The sequence below is a fragment of the Lysinibacillus sp. HST-98 genome (genome assembly GCF_016757845.1).
GTDB classification, from domain to species: Bacteria; Bacillota; Bacilli; order Bacillales_A; family Planococcaceae; genus Lysinibacillus; species Lysinibacillus capsici.
The window spans coordinates 336,312-354,155 of record NZ_JAENHX010000004.1 but is presented as its reverse complement, the minus strand read 5'-3'; the positions used below and the strand labels follow the sequence as shown (position 1 = coordinate 354,155).

The window sequence follows — 17,844 nt, the reverse complement described above, 5'->3', positions numbered from 1 at the left end:
GTTTTTGACTACCTTTAAATTTTATCTACCAACAAGGGGGAAAGAATATGAAAGAAGTTTTTTCCTATGTAAAGCCATATAAATGGACAGCTATTTTTGCTTTATGTTTAATGCTTTTAGAGTTATTTGTAGAGCTTGTGCAGCCACTCATTATGGCAAAAATAATCGACGAGGGAGTAAGGGCACAAAATCAAGGAATGGTTTTGCAATGGGGGGCTGTTTTACTTGGGCTATCTTTCGTTGCCTTTCTGGCGGGCGTTATCAATTCTTATTTTTCTTCCCATACAGCTCAAAGCTTTTCGTATGATCTTCGAAATGCCATGTTTGATAGGATTCAATCCTTTACACTAGCAACCTATCAAAAATTCTCCACTGCATCACTTATTACTCGATTAACAAATGATGTCACACAAGTACAAATGGTGCTGTTTATGAGCTTGCGTATTATGCTTCGAGCGCCACTTGCTGTGATAGGAAGCATTATTATGGCTTTTGTCGTAAATCCGAAATTAGCATTATTTTTAGTTATCGGTGCACCCATCATTTTTATTTTTCTTCTTTTTATGGTGGCAAAAGGTGTGACTTATTTTGGGCGTGTACAAAAGAGGGTCGATCGTTTAAACAGAGTTTTACAGGAGAATTTACAGGCGATACGATTAGTAAAGGCTTACTTAAGAGGGGCATATGAGGCTTCACGCTTTGATGAAGTTGCTTCACGGTTAAAGGTTGATACTGTGAAGGCCTTACGCATAATGGAATATATTATGCCTGTTCTTTTATTCATTATGAATATGAGCCTGCTCGCTGTTTTATGGTTTGGTACAAAACAAATTGCTACAGGAACAACGCCACTTGGTGATATTGTGGCTATTGTGAATTATGCAATGCGTATGACAGGCTCATTTTCAATGTTCGCTTTTATTATTATCTTCTATGCACGTGCGAAGGCATCTGCAGAACGTATGGCTGAAATCCTTTCCATTGAAAATGAGGTTGAAGAGACGTCCCTTTTAGAAGAAGTATGTCATGCAACACAATATGGAGAATTAACCTTTGACCATGTTAGTTTTACTTATCCAGGAGGAGATGTTCCTGTTCTGTCAGATGTAAGCTTTCAAGTTAAGTCTGGCGAGAAACTAGCGATCATGGGGGCAACTGGTGCAGGGAAATCAACTTTATTACAGCTCATTCCTCGGTTCTATGAAGTAACGCAAGGCCGAATACTTGTGGAAGGTCAGGATGTTCAACATTGGGATTTACAAGAGTTGCGGGAAGTGATTGGCTATGTCCCTCAGCAGTCATTGTTATTTACAGGAAGTATTGCAGATAATGTGCGTTGGGGAGATACACAGGCTAAAATGGATGCTGTATTACAGGCTACAATGCAGGCGCAAATTCATGCATCTGTTGAAGATTTTCCAAATGGTTATGATACAAAGGTTGGGCAAAAAGGTGTTAATTTATCGGGGGGGCAAAAACAGAGGTTATCTATAGCTAGAGCTCTTTTGAGAAAAGGACATATTTTAATGCTTGATGATAGTACTAGTGCCTTAGATGTTAAAACTGAACAGTCTTTGTGGGAGGCATTGAATGAAGAAAAAGCAACGATGCTTGTTGTTACGCAAAAAATACGTACAGCTAAAGGTGCAGATCGCATTTTACTGATTGATGCTGGAAAAGTAGTTGCTTATGGCACACATGAAGAGCTATTAGAGACTTCCTCGCTTTATAAAAAAATAGCTATCTCTCAACAGGAGGTGGAGGATTAATGGGATTTTTCCAGAAACCTTTTGGCTATGAACCGCTTTTGACAAAAGATGATGTGAAACAGGCTGTGAAGAAAAAGAAGGGGCCACGTGCAGCTGATTGGAAAAGTACATTGCTGCGGTTATGGAAAATTGTCGACGAACAACGTGCACTGCTCATTGTAGTGCTCTTATTAGTGATGATTAGCTCCATATTAGCTTTAGTTGGCCCTTATGTAATCGGTCAAATGATTGATCACTATGTTATGCATGGCAAGCTTTCAGGCTTAGGTAAGGGGATTGGCTTATTAATTGGTATTTATGTGTTATTAGCCGTTTCACTTTTCCTACAAAACTATTGGATGATTGGCATCGCCCAGCAAACGATCTATAGATTAAGGACAAGTGTATTCACTCATTTTCAAAGACTGCCAGTGGCATTCTTTGATCGTCGTCAGCATGGCGAATTGATGAGTAGAATGACGAATGATATTGAAGCTGTCAGCTCAACATTAAATAGTTCCTTTATTCAGGTATTTTCAAGTGTACTTACGCTTGGAGGAACCGTCATTATTATGCTCAGTCTAAGCCCATTGCTGACAGTTCTGACGATGATCATTATTCCACTGATGTTTTGGGCGATGCGATGGATTACACGTCGTACAGCACCACTGTTTAAAGAACAGCAGGCAGCTATTGGCGCCTTAAATGGGATGATAGAAGAAACAATTTCAGGACAGCGGATTGTGAAGGCATTTTCACAAGAGGAGCGAATGAAAACAGAATTTCGTGAAAAAAGTTTGCGCTTAAAAAGAACTGGTTTTTGGGCACAGACATACTCAGGTTATATTCCTAAAGTTATGAACTTCTTAAATAATATGAGCTTTACCATTGTAGCCGGTGTAGGAGGAATCCTTGCGTTATATGGACATGTATCGATAGGGGTAATTGTTATATTCACTGAATATGCACGACAATTTACACGTCCTTTAAATGATTTAGCAAACCAGTTTAATACGGTACTTTCAGCTATTGCTGGTGCAGAACGTGTATTTTCCTTGCTTGATGAACAACCAGAGGCAGAAAATGTGTCAGCACAAAAGCATCAGCTATTGGGACATGTAACGTTTAAGCAGGTGTACTTTAAATATGAACTAGAAGAAGAGGGGTACACACTAAAAGATGTAGACTTTAAAGTGGAACCTGGTCAAACGGTAGCCCTTGTTGGTGCAACTGGGGCTGGTAAAACGACAATCCTTCAACTGATTGCAAGATTTTATGAGGTCTCAAAGGGAGAGATATTATTTGATGGTATAAATGTACAGCAAATTGATCGACAATCCCTTCGTTCACAAATGGCCTTTGTCTTACAGGATCCATTTTTGTTTGAGGCTTCTGTTCGCGAGAATATCCGATATGGTAGACTGGATGCGAGTGATGCAGAGATTGAGGAAGCGGCCAAGCAAGCTAATGCACATGAATTCATTATGAAACTAAAGGATGGGTATGATACTATTCTTGCAGCGGATGGACGCGAGATTTCCCAAGGCCAAAAGCAATTACTTTCTATAGCAAGGGCACTTATTGCTGATCCGAAAATTTTACTATTGGATGAAGCGACAAGCAGTATCGATACTGTGACAGAACTAGCCATACAAGAGGCACTCGATACGTTAATGCAAGGGCGTACCAGCTTTGTGATTGCACATCGTTTAAATACTGTCCATAATGCTGATATGGTCTTAGTTATGCATAAAGGGGAATTAGTGGAGGCTGGACCTCAGCAAAAGCTAATCGAATCAGGTGGTCTTTATGCACAAATGCTACATTCATCCTCACACCATCTTGAGGAATAGATGGAAAAAGAGTAATTTCATTTGAAGTTGCTCTTTTTTATTGAATTAAAATGTTATTAATTTGAATAATTAGTAAAATTTTTATTAAATTAGGAAGTGGTATATAGTTTAAAAGTAACAGGTTGCAACAGAATAAATATCTCTATTTTCGAAAAATTAGTATATTATTTTATAGCTATTTTTTCTAGTAAATTTCAGTCATTTTACTGAATTTTTATAGTATAAATCCTTTTATTTTTCTAATATTTGAAGTAAAATTCTGATTAATAGCGGGTATTAATATATTTTGTTGCCAGCTTATTTTCATTCTTGCTACAATAGGGCAATAGTCTGTTACAGGAACGGAGTAAATGATGAATATTTCAGTGATGACAGTGTCTTTTCCATTAGATGGAGAAACATTGAAAGAAGTAAAGTTATTATGTGAAGAAGCAACAGTTCAAGATTATCGAGTATATGACACCATTATGAATGTACCGATGGCTAGCTCTTTCGAGAATAAAGGCTTTATGGTACTAGCGTATGAGGATGATAAGGATTTACTAGTTGGTGCTGCTAGTGCTATCGACTTAATGGGACTTCATACATATGAGTGGTCATTAGTGGTGACACCTGCATATCGACAAAAGGGTATTGGAACTGCGTTAGTTGAGGGTATACAAGTAGGGCTAAAAGAAAGAGGGGCAGAGGGTCAATTAGCTGTAGTAATTGATGGTTCCCCTTATGGGCACACATTTATTGAAAACAAAGGGTTTACTTATAGTTTTTCAGAAACGACTCTAGAAACAAAAGCAGAGCCCGTTACATTACGAGGTGATATAAATATTCAAGCCTATAACGGAGAACAAGCTGAACTGATTACTATTTATTGTGAGGCTTTTGGAGATCTACCCGAAGAATCAAAAGAGCTTATTGCTTTTAATACATCAACAAATGGAAGAGAGCTTTGGATTGCTTACAGAGATGGTGCAGTTGTTGGAACAGTGACTACAGCTAAGGAAAATGAAATCCAGTGGGTAACAGCACTTGCTGTACATCCAAATTGTGAAGGACAAGGTATTGGGACAGCCCTTCTTTCCTTTTCAAAGGATTATGCGAGTAAGGTTGGTGCAGCGTTTGTCATGCTAGATGTAGAAGTAGACAATAAAAAAGCACTTTCGGTCTATGAAAAAGCAGGCTTTATGAAAGCACAGCAAATTGATTATTATGTAAAACAATAGAAAAAGGGTGATGAGTGGTATTTAATATTAACTCATCGCCCTTTTTTATCATAATTACCTACTATCTTCATATAATATTAATAAGCTTTAAGAAAGGAGTCGTGATCATGCGCATGCCAGCATTGCCAAAAAAGAAGTCGCCTCCAAAGGAAGCCCCTAGTTCATGGTGGAAAGTTGTTAAAGCTTATTTATCCAAAGGAAAGTTTTATAAGTTACCACCAAGAAATTAATAATGCAAAGAAAAAAGTCGCGAAAAGGCGACTTTTTCAAAGTGTTAAAAAACAAAATAATCAATAGAATTTTTGCGACAACTGAAATGAATTTCTGTTGCAGGCCACTTACTTTCCTATGGGTGAGCGCCGAGCCGCTTTCTCTTGCACCGCTCCGTTTAGAGGCTCGCCTGTCTCGCTATCTCAGGGAGTCAAGTAGCCTTCCACTCCAACCCACTACCTTTTTTGCAAGGGTTTGCACTACTCCTTTTATTGAGGGGTGTTGTAACGAATTACTTCTCCAAATTGAAAATAAGAGCCTATCTCCCTAAGAAGACAGATAGTGACCTATTTGAGCTATGCTAGTATGAAAAAAGTAAAGACATTTGTAGAACGGAAATCAACCCCTCACCTTGCCAAAAGGTCTTTGTCTGCTAGCGACATCCTCTTTTTTCAACAACATGAAAAAGTCGCCTTTTAGCGACTTATTAATTTTATAATAAAAATGTCTCTTTGGATGGTCCGATTAAGTATAGCTCGTGCATGGCTCGTGTAAGAGCTACATAAAGTAGCTTTCGGTCAATGGGTGTATCGTAAAATGGTGTATCGTAGGCAGCTACAATGACGGCATCAAATTCAAGTCCCTTAGCTAAGTGACTTGGCACAACAAGTAACATTTCTTGATTAATAGATTCATTTTCCGTTAGTAGTTGTGAAGCAATATCATTGTCTTTTAAAGCCTGTTGCATAGTAATGGCTTCTGCAGTAGTTTTGCAAATTAAAGCAATGGATCGATGGCCATTTTGACGAATGGCTTCAAAGATCTCTTTAATTTTGAAGGCATCGAATTGCTCCGCTTGAATAAAGCTTGGTACGTTACCGTGACGCACAACGGGTTCTACTAAAGGTAGCTGTTCATTCATTTGTGCTAGAATTTGATTCGCGACTTCCATAATTTCAATTGTTGTTCGATAGCTTTTTTGCAAAGTGCGGAAGCTTGCACGGGGAAATAAGCTTTGGACAGGCTCCCAGGCTGTTAATGAGCGATAGCTATGGATACCTTGTGCTAAATCACCAACCATAGTGAACATATCTGTATCAAGACCTGCTTTTAAAGCAGCAAGCTGAAATAAACTGTAATCTTGGACCTCATCGATAAAGACAACACGCATCTTCCATTCATCTGCAATGCCTTTTAAACGTGCTTGTAAATAGTATAGTGCAGCTAAATCTTCGAGTGCCCATTGTTCTTTACGATGTGCCTGCAAAAATTGTTGCTGTTCAAGGTAATGCCATTCAGGGGTGAGTTCTGCTAATAGTTCTGCATCGGTGAGAAGGGAACGATAGAGTGTTTTAATATTATGTTTTGGAAAGCGACGCATATAAGCTGATGCCGTTGTCTTCGTTTCTTTTTCAATGGCAGGAATTCGTTCATCACGCTCATCAATGAATTTTGTGACAACACGTCGCCGTTTTTCATCATCTCGAATTCCATTTAAGGCTTTACCCAATGCCTCATCATACTTTTTATGGAGTGTAGCTAAAACAGCCTGTTTTTTTTGACGTACATGGCTTGCTAAGACCTTTTTAATATGCTCAAGTCGCTTTTCGATAGGCATATATGAAAATTCATATAAAAACAGCTTCTTCAGGTGGGAAGCACGCATGATACAGTATTTTTCAATATAGACATCTTCGAATTGCTCTGCAATCTTTTGTTCCAGCTTTTGTACATAGCGTTCGATGACATCACGATAGTAAAGTGAGCCTTTCATTTCAGCAATCCAGGCAGTAGGCTGATGACTACCTCCAGCAACGAGTAACTCTAATTGCTCATTTGAATTTTGAAGCTTAAGCTTTAACTTTGTGGCAGAAAGAACGTAGTCTGTAAAAGTAGTTTGGCATATTTTATCGACGCCAAGCTCTGGTAAAACATCGCCTATATAATCAATAAATAGCTTATTCGGTGCTAAAATCATGAGCTGCTCAGGATTAAAATGTTCACCCATTGTATAAAGGAAATAGGATATTCTGTGTAGAGCAATGGTTGTTTTTCCACTGCCAGCAGCACCTTGCACAATAATTGGTTGACGAAGATGTGCTCGAATAATTTCATTTTGTTCCTTTTGAATTGTTGAAACAATTTCAGTTAGACGAACATCAGCTTTTCCAGCCAATGCTTCTTGTAGTAGTTCATCATTTGTTGTTAGATCAATATCTCTTATATCGAGTAATTCGCCATTTTCGATCTTGTATTGCCTTTTAGCAAAGAGATGTCCCTTATGAACTTCACCACGGACATCGTACTCCATGTCACCAAGACGTCCATCATAATAAACATTAGCTACGGGTGAGCGCCAATCAACAATAATGGGCTCATGGGTTTCACGATGAAATAGTGATGTCTTCCCAATGTAAAGGAATTCTTCTGGGTCACCGGTTTTTTGGAAATGGATTCTAGCGAAATAGGGCTTCTTGCGAACGGCCTCTAGACCTTCTTTTTGATTACGTGCCATTTCAAAAAATCTGGCATTTGTTAAGATATTTAAATAACTTAAACTCGAATCTAAGTAATCAAGATCGGCCATAGATTTACGGATATTTTCTTGAGCAGATTTTAAATCTCGTTGTGATTCGTCTAATATTTGTTGCATATAGCCCTGGGTATACGCTAACCGCTCTACTTCAGCCTGAAAATCTGGATGTTGTACAGTCATTTTTTAGCACCTCCTAGGTACTTACAATTTCAAAGTAGATTATCATACTACTATATATAATATTTACCAGCAAGTGAAAGCAAAAAGTTAATTGTGCTACTATTACATGGGGCTGGAAGGTTTTTCTTTGATAATAATAGAGGAGGTTATTGAATTTGGACATATTTGCACATAGAGGTGTTTCGATAAACTATCCAGAAAATACGATGGCTGCCTTTCAAGCAGCATCAAAGCTCCCTATAGCAGGGATAGAGCTAGATGTTCATTTAACTGCAGATAAAGAGGTAGTGGTGATTCATGATGAGACCATTGATCGTACCTCCAATGGCTCAGGCTATGTAAAAGATTTTACATTACAGCAATTACGTACATTTGATTTTGGTTCGTGGTTTTCACGGGAGTTCGGAGATGAAGTAATTCCTACGTTAGGGGAAGTGTTGGAGTTATTTGCAGGTACCAATCATCGTATCAACATTGAACTGAAAACAGACATTATTGCCTATGAAGGAATAGAAGCGCTCGTGCTCAAAGAAGTAGCAGCACAGCAAATGACAGAGCGGGTGATCATTTCATCTTTCAATCATGAATCATTGCAAACAATATCAAAAGTAGCGCCCTATATAGAAAGTGCAGCGTTGTTTGCAGAGGTGCTGGTGGATTTCCCAACTTACATTGCTCTTATACCAGCTAAGGCGTTACATGTAAGTTTGCCAACTTCCTTTCGTAAATCAGTTAAACTAGCTCTCGCTGAAGGCGCAACTGTCCGTGTGTATACCGTCAATGAACAACGTGATGCTCGACGTTTGCAACAGCTCGGTGTACAGGCGATATTTACAGATGATCCAGAAAAAATAGTAAGAGCCCTTAGTTAGAGCAAAAGTGGACAGCTAAGAGACAAAAGCTTCCGTGGAATCATTTGCATTTTCAAAATACCCACGGAAAGCACCGTCTTCTAGAGGGTTTTTACCATTTTGCACGATGTTCCTCAATACATCCGAGCATTTGTTGAATAACCAGTGTTTCACCATTGTCGAGTAAAATAGAACCGTCGTAATAGCCAAATAGCTGATGTACCTCTGATTTAACTAGTTTGGCATTCGTTTGGGCTATACGCTCAAAAAAGGGTGAAAAGGTTAAGGAGACCTGATTGGAAAATTTAGTTTTTACTTTCCAACGCTGCATATAATCTTCGGAATCATAGTGAAATAATAAATCTTCATGTATTTTTGTCATTTTACCATCAACAAAAACAGCATTTTCAGTCATGCCTGTGCCATCTGTCCATTTACCTCCTAAATTAAGCCCGATCCGTCGTCCGCGTACTCGTTGAGAGGCCATTCCCCAATTCCATAACGCTTCACGTGGCCATACACCTCGTCCATAATCCAACACAGCAAAATTCTCCTCAGCTGAGAAATTAAACCGTCGAGTACCAATTGTGACAACACCTGATGTTGGCAGTATGTGATGCTTGCCTGTGAACTGAAATGTTTTGCGATTCCAAGGAATGACTACATTTAGGGTTTCGTCAGCTGGTGGGTGCTGAATGATAAGCTTTGCTCGTAAAACATCTCCGTCAAAGTTTGGTATGGAAACAGATAGATGTGTTTCATTTTGTATATATAATAAATCAATCATCATTTCACTATTTTTAAATGAAACAGATTCTAAAACCTGTGTAGGCATTTTTAGTTTACCACCAAAGGGGATTGTGATCGTTTTTTCAAAATAGCGCTGTGTTTCATATTCAAGGAAATAAACGAAGCAGACTGCTGCGTAATCTAGATGACTAATCGTAGCTGAAAACAAGATTTCATCACCGTAGACACACCAATAGTTCCATTTCTTTTTGCGCATGAGATGGCCGCTTAAATTGCTATTAATAAGTGGTTTGCGTGCAAATCCGATGGCTGCTGGATTTAAATTACCTTTTTTATCGCATAAAAGAGTTGGCTGTAAAATCTCTTTCTCAGCATGCTGCCTCACATTCAACATCCCTTCTGGTCATAAAATAAAATTGACATATCTTTAAACCCTATTGTAGCAAAAATGTTCTTGAAATTGGAAAGGAACATGCTGAATATAATGGATTTCAATAAGAATTATGAGGAAGGACCTAACTAATAGAAACGCTTAAATAGACATATGATGGCATGAGGAGGTTATGGTGTGGCAAAAATGTATAATAGGCAGGCTGCAGTTCAATATGCTAATTTGTGGTGGAACAGACGCAATCCTGCTTTTCCAAATTTTGATGTAGATTGCACAAACTATATATCTCAGTGTTTACTTGCAGGGGGGGCACCGATGCGAGGTGCACCAAGTAGAGAGAAAGGCTGGTGGATTCAGCAAGGGAACTGGAGCTTTAGCTGGTCTGTTGCCCATTCATTAAGATGGTATTTAGAAGGATCTACAACTGGATTGAAGGGTAGACGTGTTCAATATGCAGAGGAACTAGAGCTTGGAGATGTCATTTTTTATGATTTTCAAGGGAATGGGAGAATTGACCACTCCGTTATTGTGACAAGTATTCAAAATGGTATTCCTTATGTGAATGCCCATACCTCAGATAGTATTAATAGACCTTATTTTTACGAGGATTCCACCGCCTATACGCCAAGCATGACCTACTTTTTCTATCATATAGATGACAGCTTTGCCTAGGAACAGGTAGTTTTAAAGCATACAAATATATGATAATGTGAAAGATAGAAGAGATAAACTCTAATATGTTGTCTTATGGTAGAAGGAGAATTGATATATGAGCGAACAAATTTTATCTATTAGAGATGCAATTATTCAACGCCGTTCCATTAAAAAGTTTAATGGCCAGCCTGTAGAGCGTGAGGATTTAATGGCTATTATTGACGATGCAGTATGGGCTCCCAACCATGGTAATCGCGAGCCTTGGCGATTAGTTATTGCCTGTGGAAAGGAATTAACAAACCTTCATCAGTTGTTACGGGACTTAACAATTCCTAAATGGCAGGAGCTTTCAAGCGAAGATTTAGGGAAGCAGATGTTGAAATTTACATTACCAGGTGGCTATGCCTTTGTTATCGTGCCAGAGGATGCACGTCAAAAAGAACGTTTAGAAGATTATGCAGCGGCAAGTACATTTATTCAAAACATGCAGTTACTGGCATGGGATAGAGGAATAGGCTCTTGCTGGAAAACACCAGGCTTCCTAGATAACCCAAAATTCCGTGAAGCTTTAAAGGTACAGCCAGGTGAGCGTGTCATTGCTATGCTACAAGTTGGTTATTTTGATGAGGTGCCAAAAGGCAAAGAACGCAAACAAGCAGCTGAAATCGTTACAATTTTTGGTGAGTAATCAAACAAAAAATCCCTTCACTTTAAAAGTGAGGGGATTTTTTAATTAATCGATATTTATTTTTGTAATCCTGAAACCTCATATAAATAATCACTCAGAACACGTAAGCCTTTATCAAAGTTTTCTAAATGGAAGTGTTCATTTGGGGCATGGAAGTTTTCACTTGATAGACCAAAGCCCATTAACACTACAGGTAATTCTAAAATTTCATCAAACGCAGCGACGATAGGGATGGATCCACCGCCTCGTGTGTATGCTGTTGGCACATTATACACTTTTTCATAAGAGCGTCCAGCAGCCTGGATAAATGGATGATCGAAAGGCGTTAGGAATGGACGGCCTTTATCGAATTCAGAAATGTTGATTTCCACACCAGCAGGTTTGTGCTTTTCAACATGTGCTTTTAAAAGTGCTACAATTTCATCTGGCTCTTGATTTGGTACAAGACGGCATGTGATTTTAGCGCCAGCTTCAGCGGGTAGCACTGTTTTGATGCCTTCACCTGAGAAACCACCAAATACACCGTTAACCTCTAGGGTTGGGCGGGCCCAAGTACGTTCTAAATAAGAATATCCTTGTTCACCGAATAATTCTTTTACGCCAACTTCCTGTTTAACAGATTCTTCATCGAAGCCAAGCGCAAGATAAGCCTCACGTTCCTCTTCTGTTAATGGCAACACTTTGTCGTAGAAACCTTCAACTTGAATTGTACCATGCTCATCACGGAAGGATGCTAAAATTTCAGCTAATGCATGAATAGCATTTTGTACGCCACCACCATAAAGACCGGAGTGTAAATCTCCCTTAGCTCCACGCACATCAATTTGAATGCCCGTTAAGCCCCGTAAACCATAGCATACCGCAGGCTTCCCAGGACCATAAAGACCTGTATCGGAAATTAAAATTAAATCGGCGGCTAGTTTTTCTTTATTTTGCTCAACATAGGCAGGTAGATGTGGACTACCAATTTCTTCTTCACCTTCATAAATGAATTTAACATTAACTGGTAATGTCCCTGTTGTAGCAAACAATGCCTCAATCATTTTTAAGTGCATAAAGACTTGTCCTTTATCATCACTTGCACCACGAGCAAATAATTTATTGTCTCGAATTGTAGGATTGAAAGGCTCACTGTCCCATAAATTTAATGGATCAACAGGTTGAACATCATAATGACCATAAAATAAAATAGTTGGTTTACCTTCAGCATGTAGCCAATCCGCATAAACAACAGGGTGCCCAGCTGTTTGTGTAATGGAGATATTTTCAAGATTTAGTTTTTCAAACGCACTGGCTAGCCATTCAGCTGCATGTTGAATATCCACTTTATGCTCGGATAAAGAACTGATACTTGGAATACGTAAAAATTCATTCAATTCATTTAAATGTGCCTCACGATGTTCTGCAAAATAAGCATCAATTTGCTGTAAATTAGTCATTAAGCATCCCTCTTTCTAATATTTCGATAATAGAAATAGTATAGCACAATTTGCTTTTAGGAAGCTTAAATTGAATTGAAAGATTACACATAGCACCTACAAAATGAACCACAAGAGCTAAATAGCAATTGTGGTTGAGTCTTACTTGAGTGGGTTATAAATTTTTTCAGTGAAGTGTTCAGATACAACAGCCAGATCGCTTCGTACTATTAACGGCTAGAATGCATCATTAAAATGCACTAGCTATCAGGCAAGTCTATTCAAGGCCTCATTAGTGAGCAGTATAACCACCATCAACAAGAAGCGTTGTACCATTAACAAAGTTTGCGTCATCGCTTGCTAAGAAGAGAACGGCTTTAGCGATTTCTTCTGGTTTACCAAGTCGACCTTGTGGGTGAAGGGATGCTAAATATTCTTTCTTCTGAGCATCGACCTCAGCTAATAGGGGAGTGTCGATATAGCCAGGACACACTGCATTTACACGAATACCCTGTTTAGCGTAAGCAGTACATAGGTTTTGTGTTAATAATTTAACGCCACCTTTTGCAGATGAGTAGGCTGTAGGGTTTGGTAAGGCAACGAAGCTATGAATGGAACCAGCGTTAACAATGACGCCACCTGTTCCTTGAGCAAGGAATTGTTCAATGGCGTATTTATCAGAAAGAAATACACCAGATAAATTAATATCAATTGTTCTTTTCCATTTTTCAAAAGAAAGCTCGTGTGCTGGTGCATCGTCAGCTACGCCTGCATTTGCATACATAATATCAAGTTTACCGTATTTAGTAACGGTTTCCTTTATCATGTTTTGAATGTCCGTTTCATTTGTTACGTCTGTTTTTACGAAAAGTGTATCAAAACCATTGTTATTTAATTCTTCAGAAACACTTTGTCCACGATCAGAAAAATCGGCAATAACGACTTTAGCGCCTTCTTCTACAAAGAGACGAACTGTGGCTTCACCAATCCCACTAGCTCCACCTGTAACAATTGCTACTTTATCTTTTAGTTTCATATAAATGACCACCTTTAGTAATGTTATTTTGCTGTTGCTCCGCCATCAATAACGAATTCTGCACCTGTTGAAAAGGAAGATTCATCAGAAGCTAAAAATAATACAGTTTGCGCTACTTCCTTTACAGAGCCTAAACGTCCTAATGGGAATAAGTTTTTACCTAATTCATCTTTTGAGCTTCCTGTTGTTGCTGATGCATAGTCTGCCATACCTGTATCAATGTAGCCAGGATGAATGGAGTTGACACGTACGCCGTATGGAGCATACTCCATAGCAGCATCTTTTGTCATAATGCGAACAGCCCCTTTACTAGCGCCGTATAATACGTGACCAGCAGCACCTGTTAAGCCTGCAATAGAGGAAGCATTAATAACAGAACCATTATGTTGTTTAGCCATAAGCGGCATAATATGTTTCATGCCTAAGAACACACCTGTCACATTGATTGACATTAAGCGGTTCCAGTCAGAAAGCTCGATTTCTGCAAGGGGTTTTATGATATAGATACCTGCATTATTGAAAAGAATATCCACTTTTTTAAATGTTTTTATTGATTCATCTGCAACCTTTTTCCAGTCTTCTTCATTACTAACATCGTGGCGGATAAATACTGCCTCACCGCCGATAGTTTGAATATCACGGACTGTATCGTTCCCAGATTGTTCATTTATATCAGTAATAACTATTTTTGCTCCCTCTTTAGCAAATAATAGTGCAGTTTCTTTCCCGATTCCTGTACCTCCACCTGTAATAATGGCCACTTTGTTTTCTAATCTCATTTCAAACACACGCCTTTCATTATTTCTGGTTATATGGTTGCCTGAGGATTCAAAAGTATTCGCATTGTCTAGCGTTACCTTCATCTTACTCCTTTCAATTTGAAATACTATCCTATAAGATGCTGTATAATATAGTGAGTGAATATCCTCCATTTATAGGGGTATTTTTAGTGTGAAGGAGAAGAATTTCCTATGACGCATCCATTTCAATCAATTGAAGAAGTAACACTCCAAGAGTTTGTGTTGTTTATTAAAATTCATCATAAGCAAATTGAAGAGAATACAATTATTTACCTTAATCTAGAATCTTCTATAACTGGGGCAGATCGAAAAAGAGCAGCAATGCTATTAGATTCATTTTTGCGTTTAATGACACATGCAAATATCGATGAACTAAATAATGATGATAAGTATTTTTTTAACACATGGCTTCAATCACAGTTGTCCATTATTGATAGGAAGAGCTTTAATTTATTTCAATTAATTTTTGAGAAATCATTGATTACTTTTATGATTCAACAGAAGAGTAGTCGAACGAACGCCATCTTCATGTATGTATTATCGACATTTACGTTACTTGTAGAGCTATACTATGGCTGTGAGGAAGATAACCAAACTGGTAACATAACTACTGAAAATCAAAAAATTAGGCATCTACAGCTATTAGATAGGCTTGATAAATTGCTCATTAGTTCTTCAGGTTATCAAGATTTAGCCCTTATTTTAAAAAAATGTGAAGAGTATTTTAGTTATAAAAGATGTGTATTTTACGCATATGTCCCATGGTCCAATCAATTTTATGGAGTTATTGGCGCAGAGCTACCTAAGGTGCAAAGCATGAAAGGGGAGTTGACTGGAGAAAACACAATACTTAGTTCAAGAAAACCCATTTATTTAAAAAATCCTAAAAATTACGTGAAAGAAGAGCATATCCAATTATTTAATTTATCCTCGATTATTTTTATTCCCATTTTGTGTGAAGATCAATTATTTGGATGGCTAACATTTGATCAGCTAGGGGAGGAATTTGATTGTACAAAGGAAGAATTAACTCTCCTTGAGGAAGTAGGGAAGCGTTTAGGTTTATTTTTATCACGTAAGGGCGAGAAGGTAGAAAAGAATACAGTGCTTCATTTAACTGAAAGGGAATCGATGATACTTGGCCTGCTTGCCGAAGGATATGATAATAAAAAAATTGCTGGTTTATTATTTTTAAGTGAGCATACTGTCAGGGATTATGTAAGCAGTCTGATGACAAAGCTCAAAGCAAAGAATCGAACACAGGTCGTTGCCTCAGCCTTTCGTCTAGGGCTGCTAAGCTAACACACCAATGCACTTCTATTAGGAGTGCATTTTTTGTTTCTTCAAATGTTGATTAATATTCTGACAATAAATACTATTGAAAATATAGTTTAATTAATAGGTAACGATTGTCATCAAAAGCTTTTTTGAAGGGAAAGCAGTATAGTAGTAAAACAATTTTTACGAATATTACAAGTGAAAGCGATTAAGCTTACACGATTGTAATGAAATTGAAAGCCAATGCGATAGAGTGTAATACATTATTTTGCGAGAATGTGTATAGAAGCAAGAACAAGAAGCGGAGGCATACACAATGAATGAAAAATTAGAAGGCGTATACGAGGAATTCAATCGTTATATATATCATTTATGTTTAAAACTAACTCGCAATAATATAGAAGCTGAAGATTTAATGCAAGAAGTTTGGGTTAAGGTTGTACGCTATGAAGATAGCGTGGCCGAAGTAGAGCATATTAAAGCTTGGCTGACAACTATTACAATGAATACATTTAGAGATCGCTATCGTAAAAAAGTACGACGTAGCAAGTATATGATGAACCAACCTGAAACATTAGACGTACCGATTCTAGATTTGGTTCCCAATAACGATATTTCTACAGAAGAAAAAATTGAAAAGGACATTGTGACAAAACTAGTCCAAGATAAAATGGAGCAATTAGATGCCATTTATAGAAAGACTTTATGGTATTTCTACATAGACCAATATTCACTTGCAGAAATCTCTACAATTATGAAAGTTTCCATTGGTACTGTGAAATCTCGTTTATTCCGTGCAAAGGCTCGATTAAAAGAAATGCTCATGTCAGATACAGCTATTGTGGAATCTGTGCTACCAGCTTAATAAAGCAGATTGGTCGCACATCACGGTACTTAGACGGAAGTATTTGGTCGACTAATCAAAAAAGATGCATTCGCAAATAGTTGCAAATGCATCTTTTTATTGTGCTTCAATCTGGCCGATTTGTCTCCACATCCAATAAACATTTAGAAAAAATAGTTCGTAAGGTTTGCAGTTCCTCCGCTGTTAGCATACCAAACATATTATTAATGATTTCACTCACTTGTTGACGAGATTCCTTTAATATGTTTTCACCGTCAGCCGTAATGACTAGTTGAGAAGCACGGCGGTCTGTGGCATGCTGTGTTTTTTCAATAAAGCCACCATTTATCAGCTTGGTTGTTAAAACAGTGACGCCACCAGTAGTTACTTTTAACCGCTCAGCAATAGCAGAAGGGCGTTTTGGGCCCTCCTGCGATAAGTAGTCTAAGATTAAAATATGGGATTTTGAAAAGCCGAGTACATTATGATTATTCCACTCGTTTGCCCACTTGCGCTCAATAGATGAAACGACTTCAAACAACGAGGTAATGGCTTTTTGTTTTTCTTGGTCCATAGAAGGTCATCTCCAAAACTGTTTTAACTTTCTTGTGCCAATCTTGTCATCGCATTTAATTCGTAAGCACGTACTTTACGTGGGATAAAACGACGGATGTCCATCTCATTGTAGCCAACTTGAATACGTTTTTCATCTATTATAATAGGGCTACGTAACATTCTTGGGTGTGCCTGAATGATAGCAAATAGCTCTTGAATAGAAAGTTGGTCGATGTCGATATTTAAGTTTTTAAAGTCATTTGAGTTTGTTGCAATGATTTCATCTGTGCCATCTTCAGTCATGCTTAGAATTTCTTTGAATTCTGCAAGTGTAAGTGGGTGAGATGTAATACGTTTTTCTTTATATTCTATGTTGTGATCTTTTAACCATTTAAGTGCTTTTCTGGATGAAGAACAGCTCGCTTGTGAGTAAATTGTAACTGTCATTCTTCATTCCTCGCTTTCTTTTTTAGATTATATTTTACAAATAGCTTATTAGTAAGTTAATAGTTTATATATATATCTTACTAGTAAGCTATATATAAATCAATAGTTAATTGAAAAAATTTCTCAATCGTATTATTATTTTTTCAGTTATATTAAAATATACGAAGATAAGCGTAAAAAGTTTCGTTTATTCAGCTTACAATGATGTAAGTTTATGTTAACTCTTTAGAATTTGTCTTTTTAAGCTATAAAATCGATGATGAGTTAATAGGGACTACTAGAATTCTAAGTTGTCTTGTAGGAGAGAGTTAGTTGGAAGTAGGAGTAAAATTGTTAGTCCACTGATTATAGTATGTTTAAATGAGGCTATTTATACATCGAAGTT

General features: G+C 37.7%; 15 protein-coding genes. 8 read left to right on the top strand and 7 right to left on the bottom strand.

The features are described 5' to 3' along the window. Nucleotides 1-47 precede the first annotated feature (47 nt). The 3 genes from JIN86_RS12495 to JIN86_RS12485 all read left to right on the top strand — a co-directional run bounded on the left by JIN86_RS12495 (nucleotide 48) and on the right by JIN86_RS12485 (nucleotide 4,821). Nucleotides 48-1,769 (top strand): ABC transporter ATP-binding protein, encoded by a 1,722-nt coding sequence (locus JIN86_RS12495; protein WP_202342068.1) that lies wholly within the window; start codon nucleotides 48-50, stop codon nucleotides 1,767-1,769. After that, complete coding sequence (locus JIN86_RS12490) at nucleotides 1,769-3,601, top strand: ABC transporter ATP-binding protein (protein WP_004229670.1); 1,833 nt, start codon at nucleotides 1,769-1,771, stop codon at nucleotides 3,599-3,601. The genes JIN86_RS12495 and JIN86_RS12490 overlap by 1 nt, the downstream gene beginning before the upstream one ends. A gap of 350 nt (nucleotides 3,602-3,951) precedes the next feature. Then, nucleotides 3,952-4,821: a GNAT family N-acetyltransferase gene (locus JIN86_RS12485; protein WP_232735604.1), complete on the top strand. Its 870-nt coding sequence runs from the start codon at nucleotides 3,952-3,954 to the stop codon at nucleotides 4,819-4,821. Nucleotides 4,822-5,524: 703 nt separating this feature from the next. Here the strand turns inward: JIN86_RS12485 and helD are convergent. Beyond that, complete coding sequence (helD, locus tag JIN86_RS12480; protein WP_202342067.1) at nucleotides 5,525-7,747, bottom strand: RNA polymerase recycling motor HelD; 2,223 nt, start codon at nucleotides 7,745-7,747, stop codon at nucleotides 5,525-5,527. 155 nt (nucleotides 7,748-7,902) lie between these two features. On the opposite strand from helD, the gene JIN86_RS12475 reads away from it, so the two are divergent. Beyond that, complete coding sequence (locus tag JIN86_RS12475) at nucleotides 7,903-8,619, top strand: glycerophosphodiester phosphodiesterase (RefSeq protein ID WP_202342066.1); 717 nt, start codon at nucleotides 7,903-7,905, stop codon at nucleotides 8,617-8,619. Nucleotides 8,620-8,710: 91 nt separating this feature from the next. Here JIN86_RS12475 and JIN86_RS12470 read toward each other — a convergent pair whose 3' ends face one another. Then, nucleotides 8,711-9,733 carry a DUF2804 domain-containing protein gene (locus tag JIN86_RS12470; protein ID WP_004229659.1) on the bottom strand — a complete coding sequence of 341 codons (1,023 nt, stop codon included), beginning with the start codon at nucleotides 9,731-9,733 and terminating at the stop codon, nucleotides 8,711-8,713. A 183-nt stretch (nucleotides 9,734-9,916) separates the two neighbouring features. Between JIN86_RS12470 and JIN86_RS12465 the strand changes: the two genes are divergently transcribed. Then, nucleotides 9,917-10,411: an amidase domain-containing protein gene (locus tag JIN86_RS12465; protein ID WP_004229655.1), complete on the top strand. Its 495-nt coding sequence runs from the start codon at nucleotides 9,917-9,919 to the stop codon at nucleotides 10,409-10,411. A 97-nt stretch (nucleotides 10,412-10,508) separates the two neighbouring features. Next, entirely contained in the window at nucleotides 10,509-11,081 is a 573-nt protein-coding gene (locus JIN86_RS12460) for a nitroreductase family protein (protein ID WP_202342065.1), read from the top strand. Nucleotides 11,082-11,137: 56 nt separating this feature from the next. Here JIN86_RS12460 and JIN86_RS12455 read toward each other — a convergent pair whose 3' ends face one another. From JIN86_RS12455 to JIN86_RS12445, 3 genes are all read right to left on the bottom strand, one after another. Next, the gene (locus tag JIN86_RS12455; protein ID WP_202342064.1) at nucleotides 11,138-12,520 is read right to left on the bottom strand and encodes a dipeptidase; all 1,383 of its coding nucleotides are present in this window, start codon (nucleotides 12,518-12,520) and stop codon (nucleotides 11,138-11,140) included. 271 nt (nucleotides 12,521-12,791) lie between these two features. Beyond that, nucleotides 12,792-13,535 carry an SDR family NAD(P)-dependent oxidoreductase gene (locus JIN86_RS12450; protein ID WP_202342063.1) on the bottom strand — a complete coding sequence of 248 codons (744 nt, stop codon included), beginning with the start codon at nucleotides 13,533-13,535 and terminating at the stop codon, nucleotides 12,792-12,794. 23 nt (nucleotides 13,536-13,558) lie between these two features. Next, nucleotides 13,559-14,314 carry an SDR family NAD(P)-dependent oxidoreductase gene (locus tag JIN86_RS12445; protein WP_048393320.1) on the bottom strand — a complete coding sequence of 252 codons (756 nt, stop codon included), beginning with the start codon at nucleotides 14,312-14,314 and terminating at the stop codon, nucleotides 13,559-13,561. Between the two features lie 192 nt (nucleotides 14,315-14,506). Here JIN86_RS12445 and JIN86_RS12440 point away from each other — a divergent pair, with 192 nt between their 5' ends. Beyond that, on the top strand, nucleotides 14,507-15,637 hold the full coding sequence (locus JIN86_RS12440) for a LuxR C-terminal-related transcriptional regulator (protein ID WP_202342062.1): 1,131 nt from the start codon (nucleotides 14,507-14,509) through the stop codon (nucleotides 15,635-15,637). A gap of 292 nt (nucleotides 15,638-15,929) precedes the next feature. Then, a complete protein-coding gene (locus tag JIN86_RS12435) occupies nucleotides 15,930-16,478 on the top strand; it encodes an RNA polymerase sigma factor (RefSeq protein WP_004225561.1) in 549 nt (182 codons plus the stop codon). A gap of 106 nt (nucleotides 16,479-16,584) precedes the next feature. Here JIN86_RS12435 and JIN86_RS12430 read toward each other — a convergent pair whose 3' ends face one another. Together JIN86_RS12430 and spx are read right to left on the bottom strand one after the other, a co-directional pair. Continuing rightward, nucleotides 16,585-17,031, bottom strand: a complete 447-nt coding sequence (locus JIN86_RS12430) for a MarR family winged helix-turn-helix transcriptional regulator (protein WP_009371643.1) — start codon at nucleotides 17,029-17,031, stop codon at nucleotides 16,585-16,587. A gap of 23 nt (nucleotides 17,032-17,054) precedes the next feature. After that, complete coding sequence (spx, locus tag JIN86_RS12425) at nucleotides 17,055-17,459, bottom strand: transcriptional regulator Spx (protein WP_004225558.1); 405 nt, start codon at nucleotides 17,457-17,459, stop codon at nucleotides 17,055-17,057. Nucleotides 17,460-17,844 lie beyond the last annotated feature (385 nt).

Bases quoted from the DNA above. Each gene is read 5' to 3' on its own strand.
- JIN86_RS12440 (WP_202342062.1), top strand. From the start codon at position 14,507: ATGACGCATCCATTTCAATCAATTGAAGAAGTAACACTCCAAGAGTTT.
- JIN86_RS12460 (WP_202342065.1), top strand. From the start codon at position 10,509: ATGAGCGAACAAATTTTATCTATTAGAGATGCAATTATTCAACGCCGT.
- JIN86_RS12445 (WP_048393320.1), bottom strand. From the start codon at position 14,314: ATGAGATTAGAAAACAAAGTGGCCATTATTACAGGTGGAGGTACAGGA.
- JIN86_RS12450 (WP_202342063.1), bottom strand. From the start codon at position 13,535: ATGAAACTAAAAGATAAAGTAGCAATTGTTACAGGTGGAGCTAGTGGG.
- helD (WP_202342067.1), bottom strand. From the start codon at position 7,747: ATGACTGTACAACATCCAGATTTTCAGGCTGAAGTAGAGCGGTTAGCG.
- JIN86_RS12485 (WP_232735604.1), top strand. From the start codon at position 3,952: ATGATGAATATTTCAGTGATGACAGTGTCTTTTCCATTAGATGGAGAA.
- JIN86_RS12490 (WP_004229670.1), top strand. From the start codon at position 1,769: ATGGGATTTTTCCAGAAACCTTTTGGCTATGAACCGCTTTTGACAAAA.
- JIN86_RS12435 (WP_004225561.1), top strand. From the start codon at position 15,930: ATGAATGAAAAATTAGAAGGCGTATACGAGGAATTCAATCGTTATATA.
- JIN86_RS12430 (WP_009371643.1), bottom strand. From the start codon at position 17,031: ATGGACCAAGAAAAACAAAAAGCCATTACCTCGTTGTTTGAAGTCGTT.
- JIN86_RS12495 (WP_202342068.1), top strand. From the start codon at position 48: ATGAAAGAAGTTTTTTCCTATGTAAAGCCATATAAATGGACAGCTATT.
- spx (WP_004225558.1), bottom strand. From the start codon at position 17,459: ATGACAGTTACAATTTACTCACAAGCGAGCTGTTCTTCATCCAGAAAA.
- JIN86_RS12455 (WP_202342064.1), bottom strand. From the start codon at position 12,520: ATGACTAATTTACAGCAAATTGATGCTTATTTTGCAGAACATCGTGAG.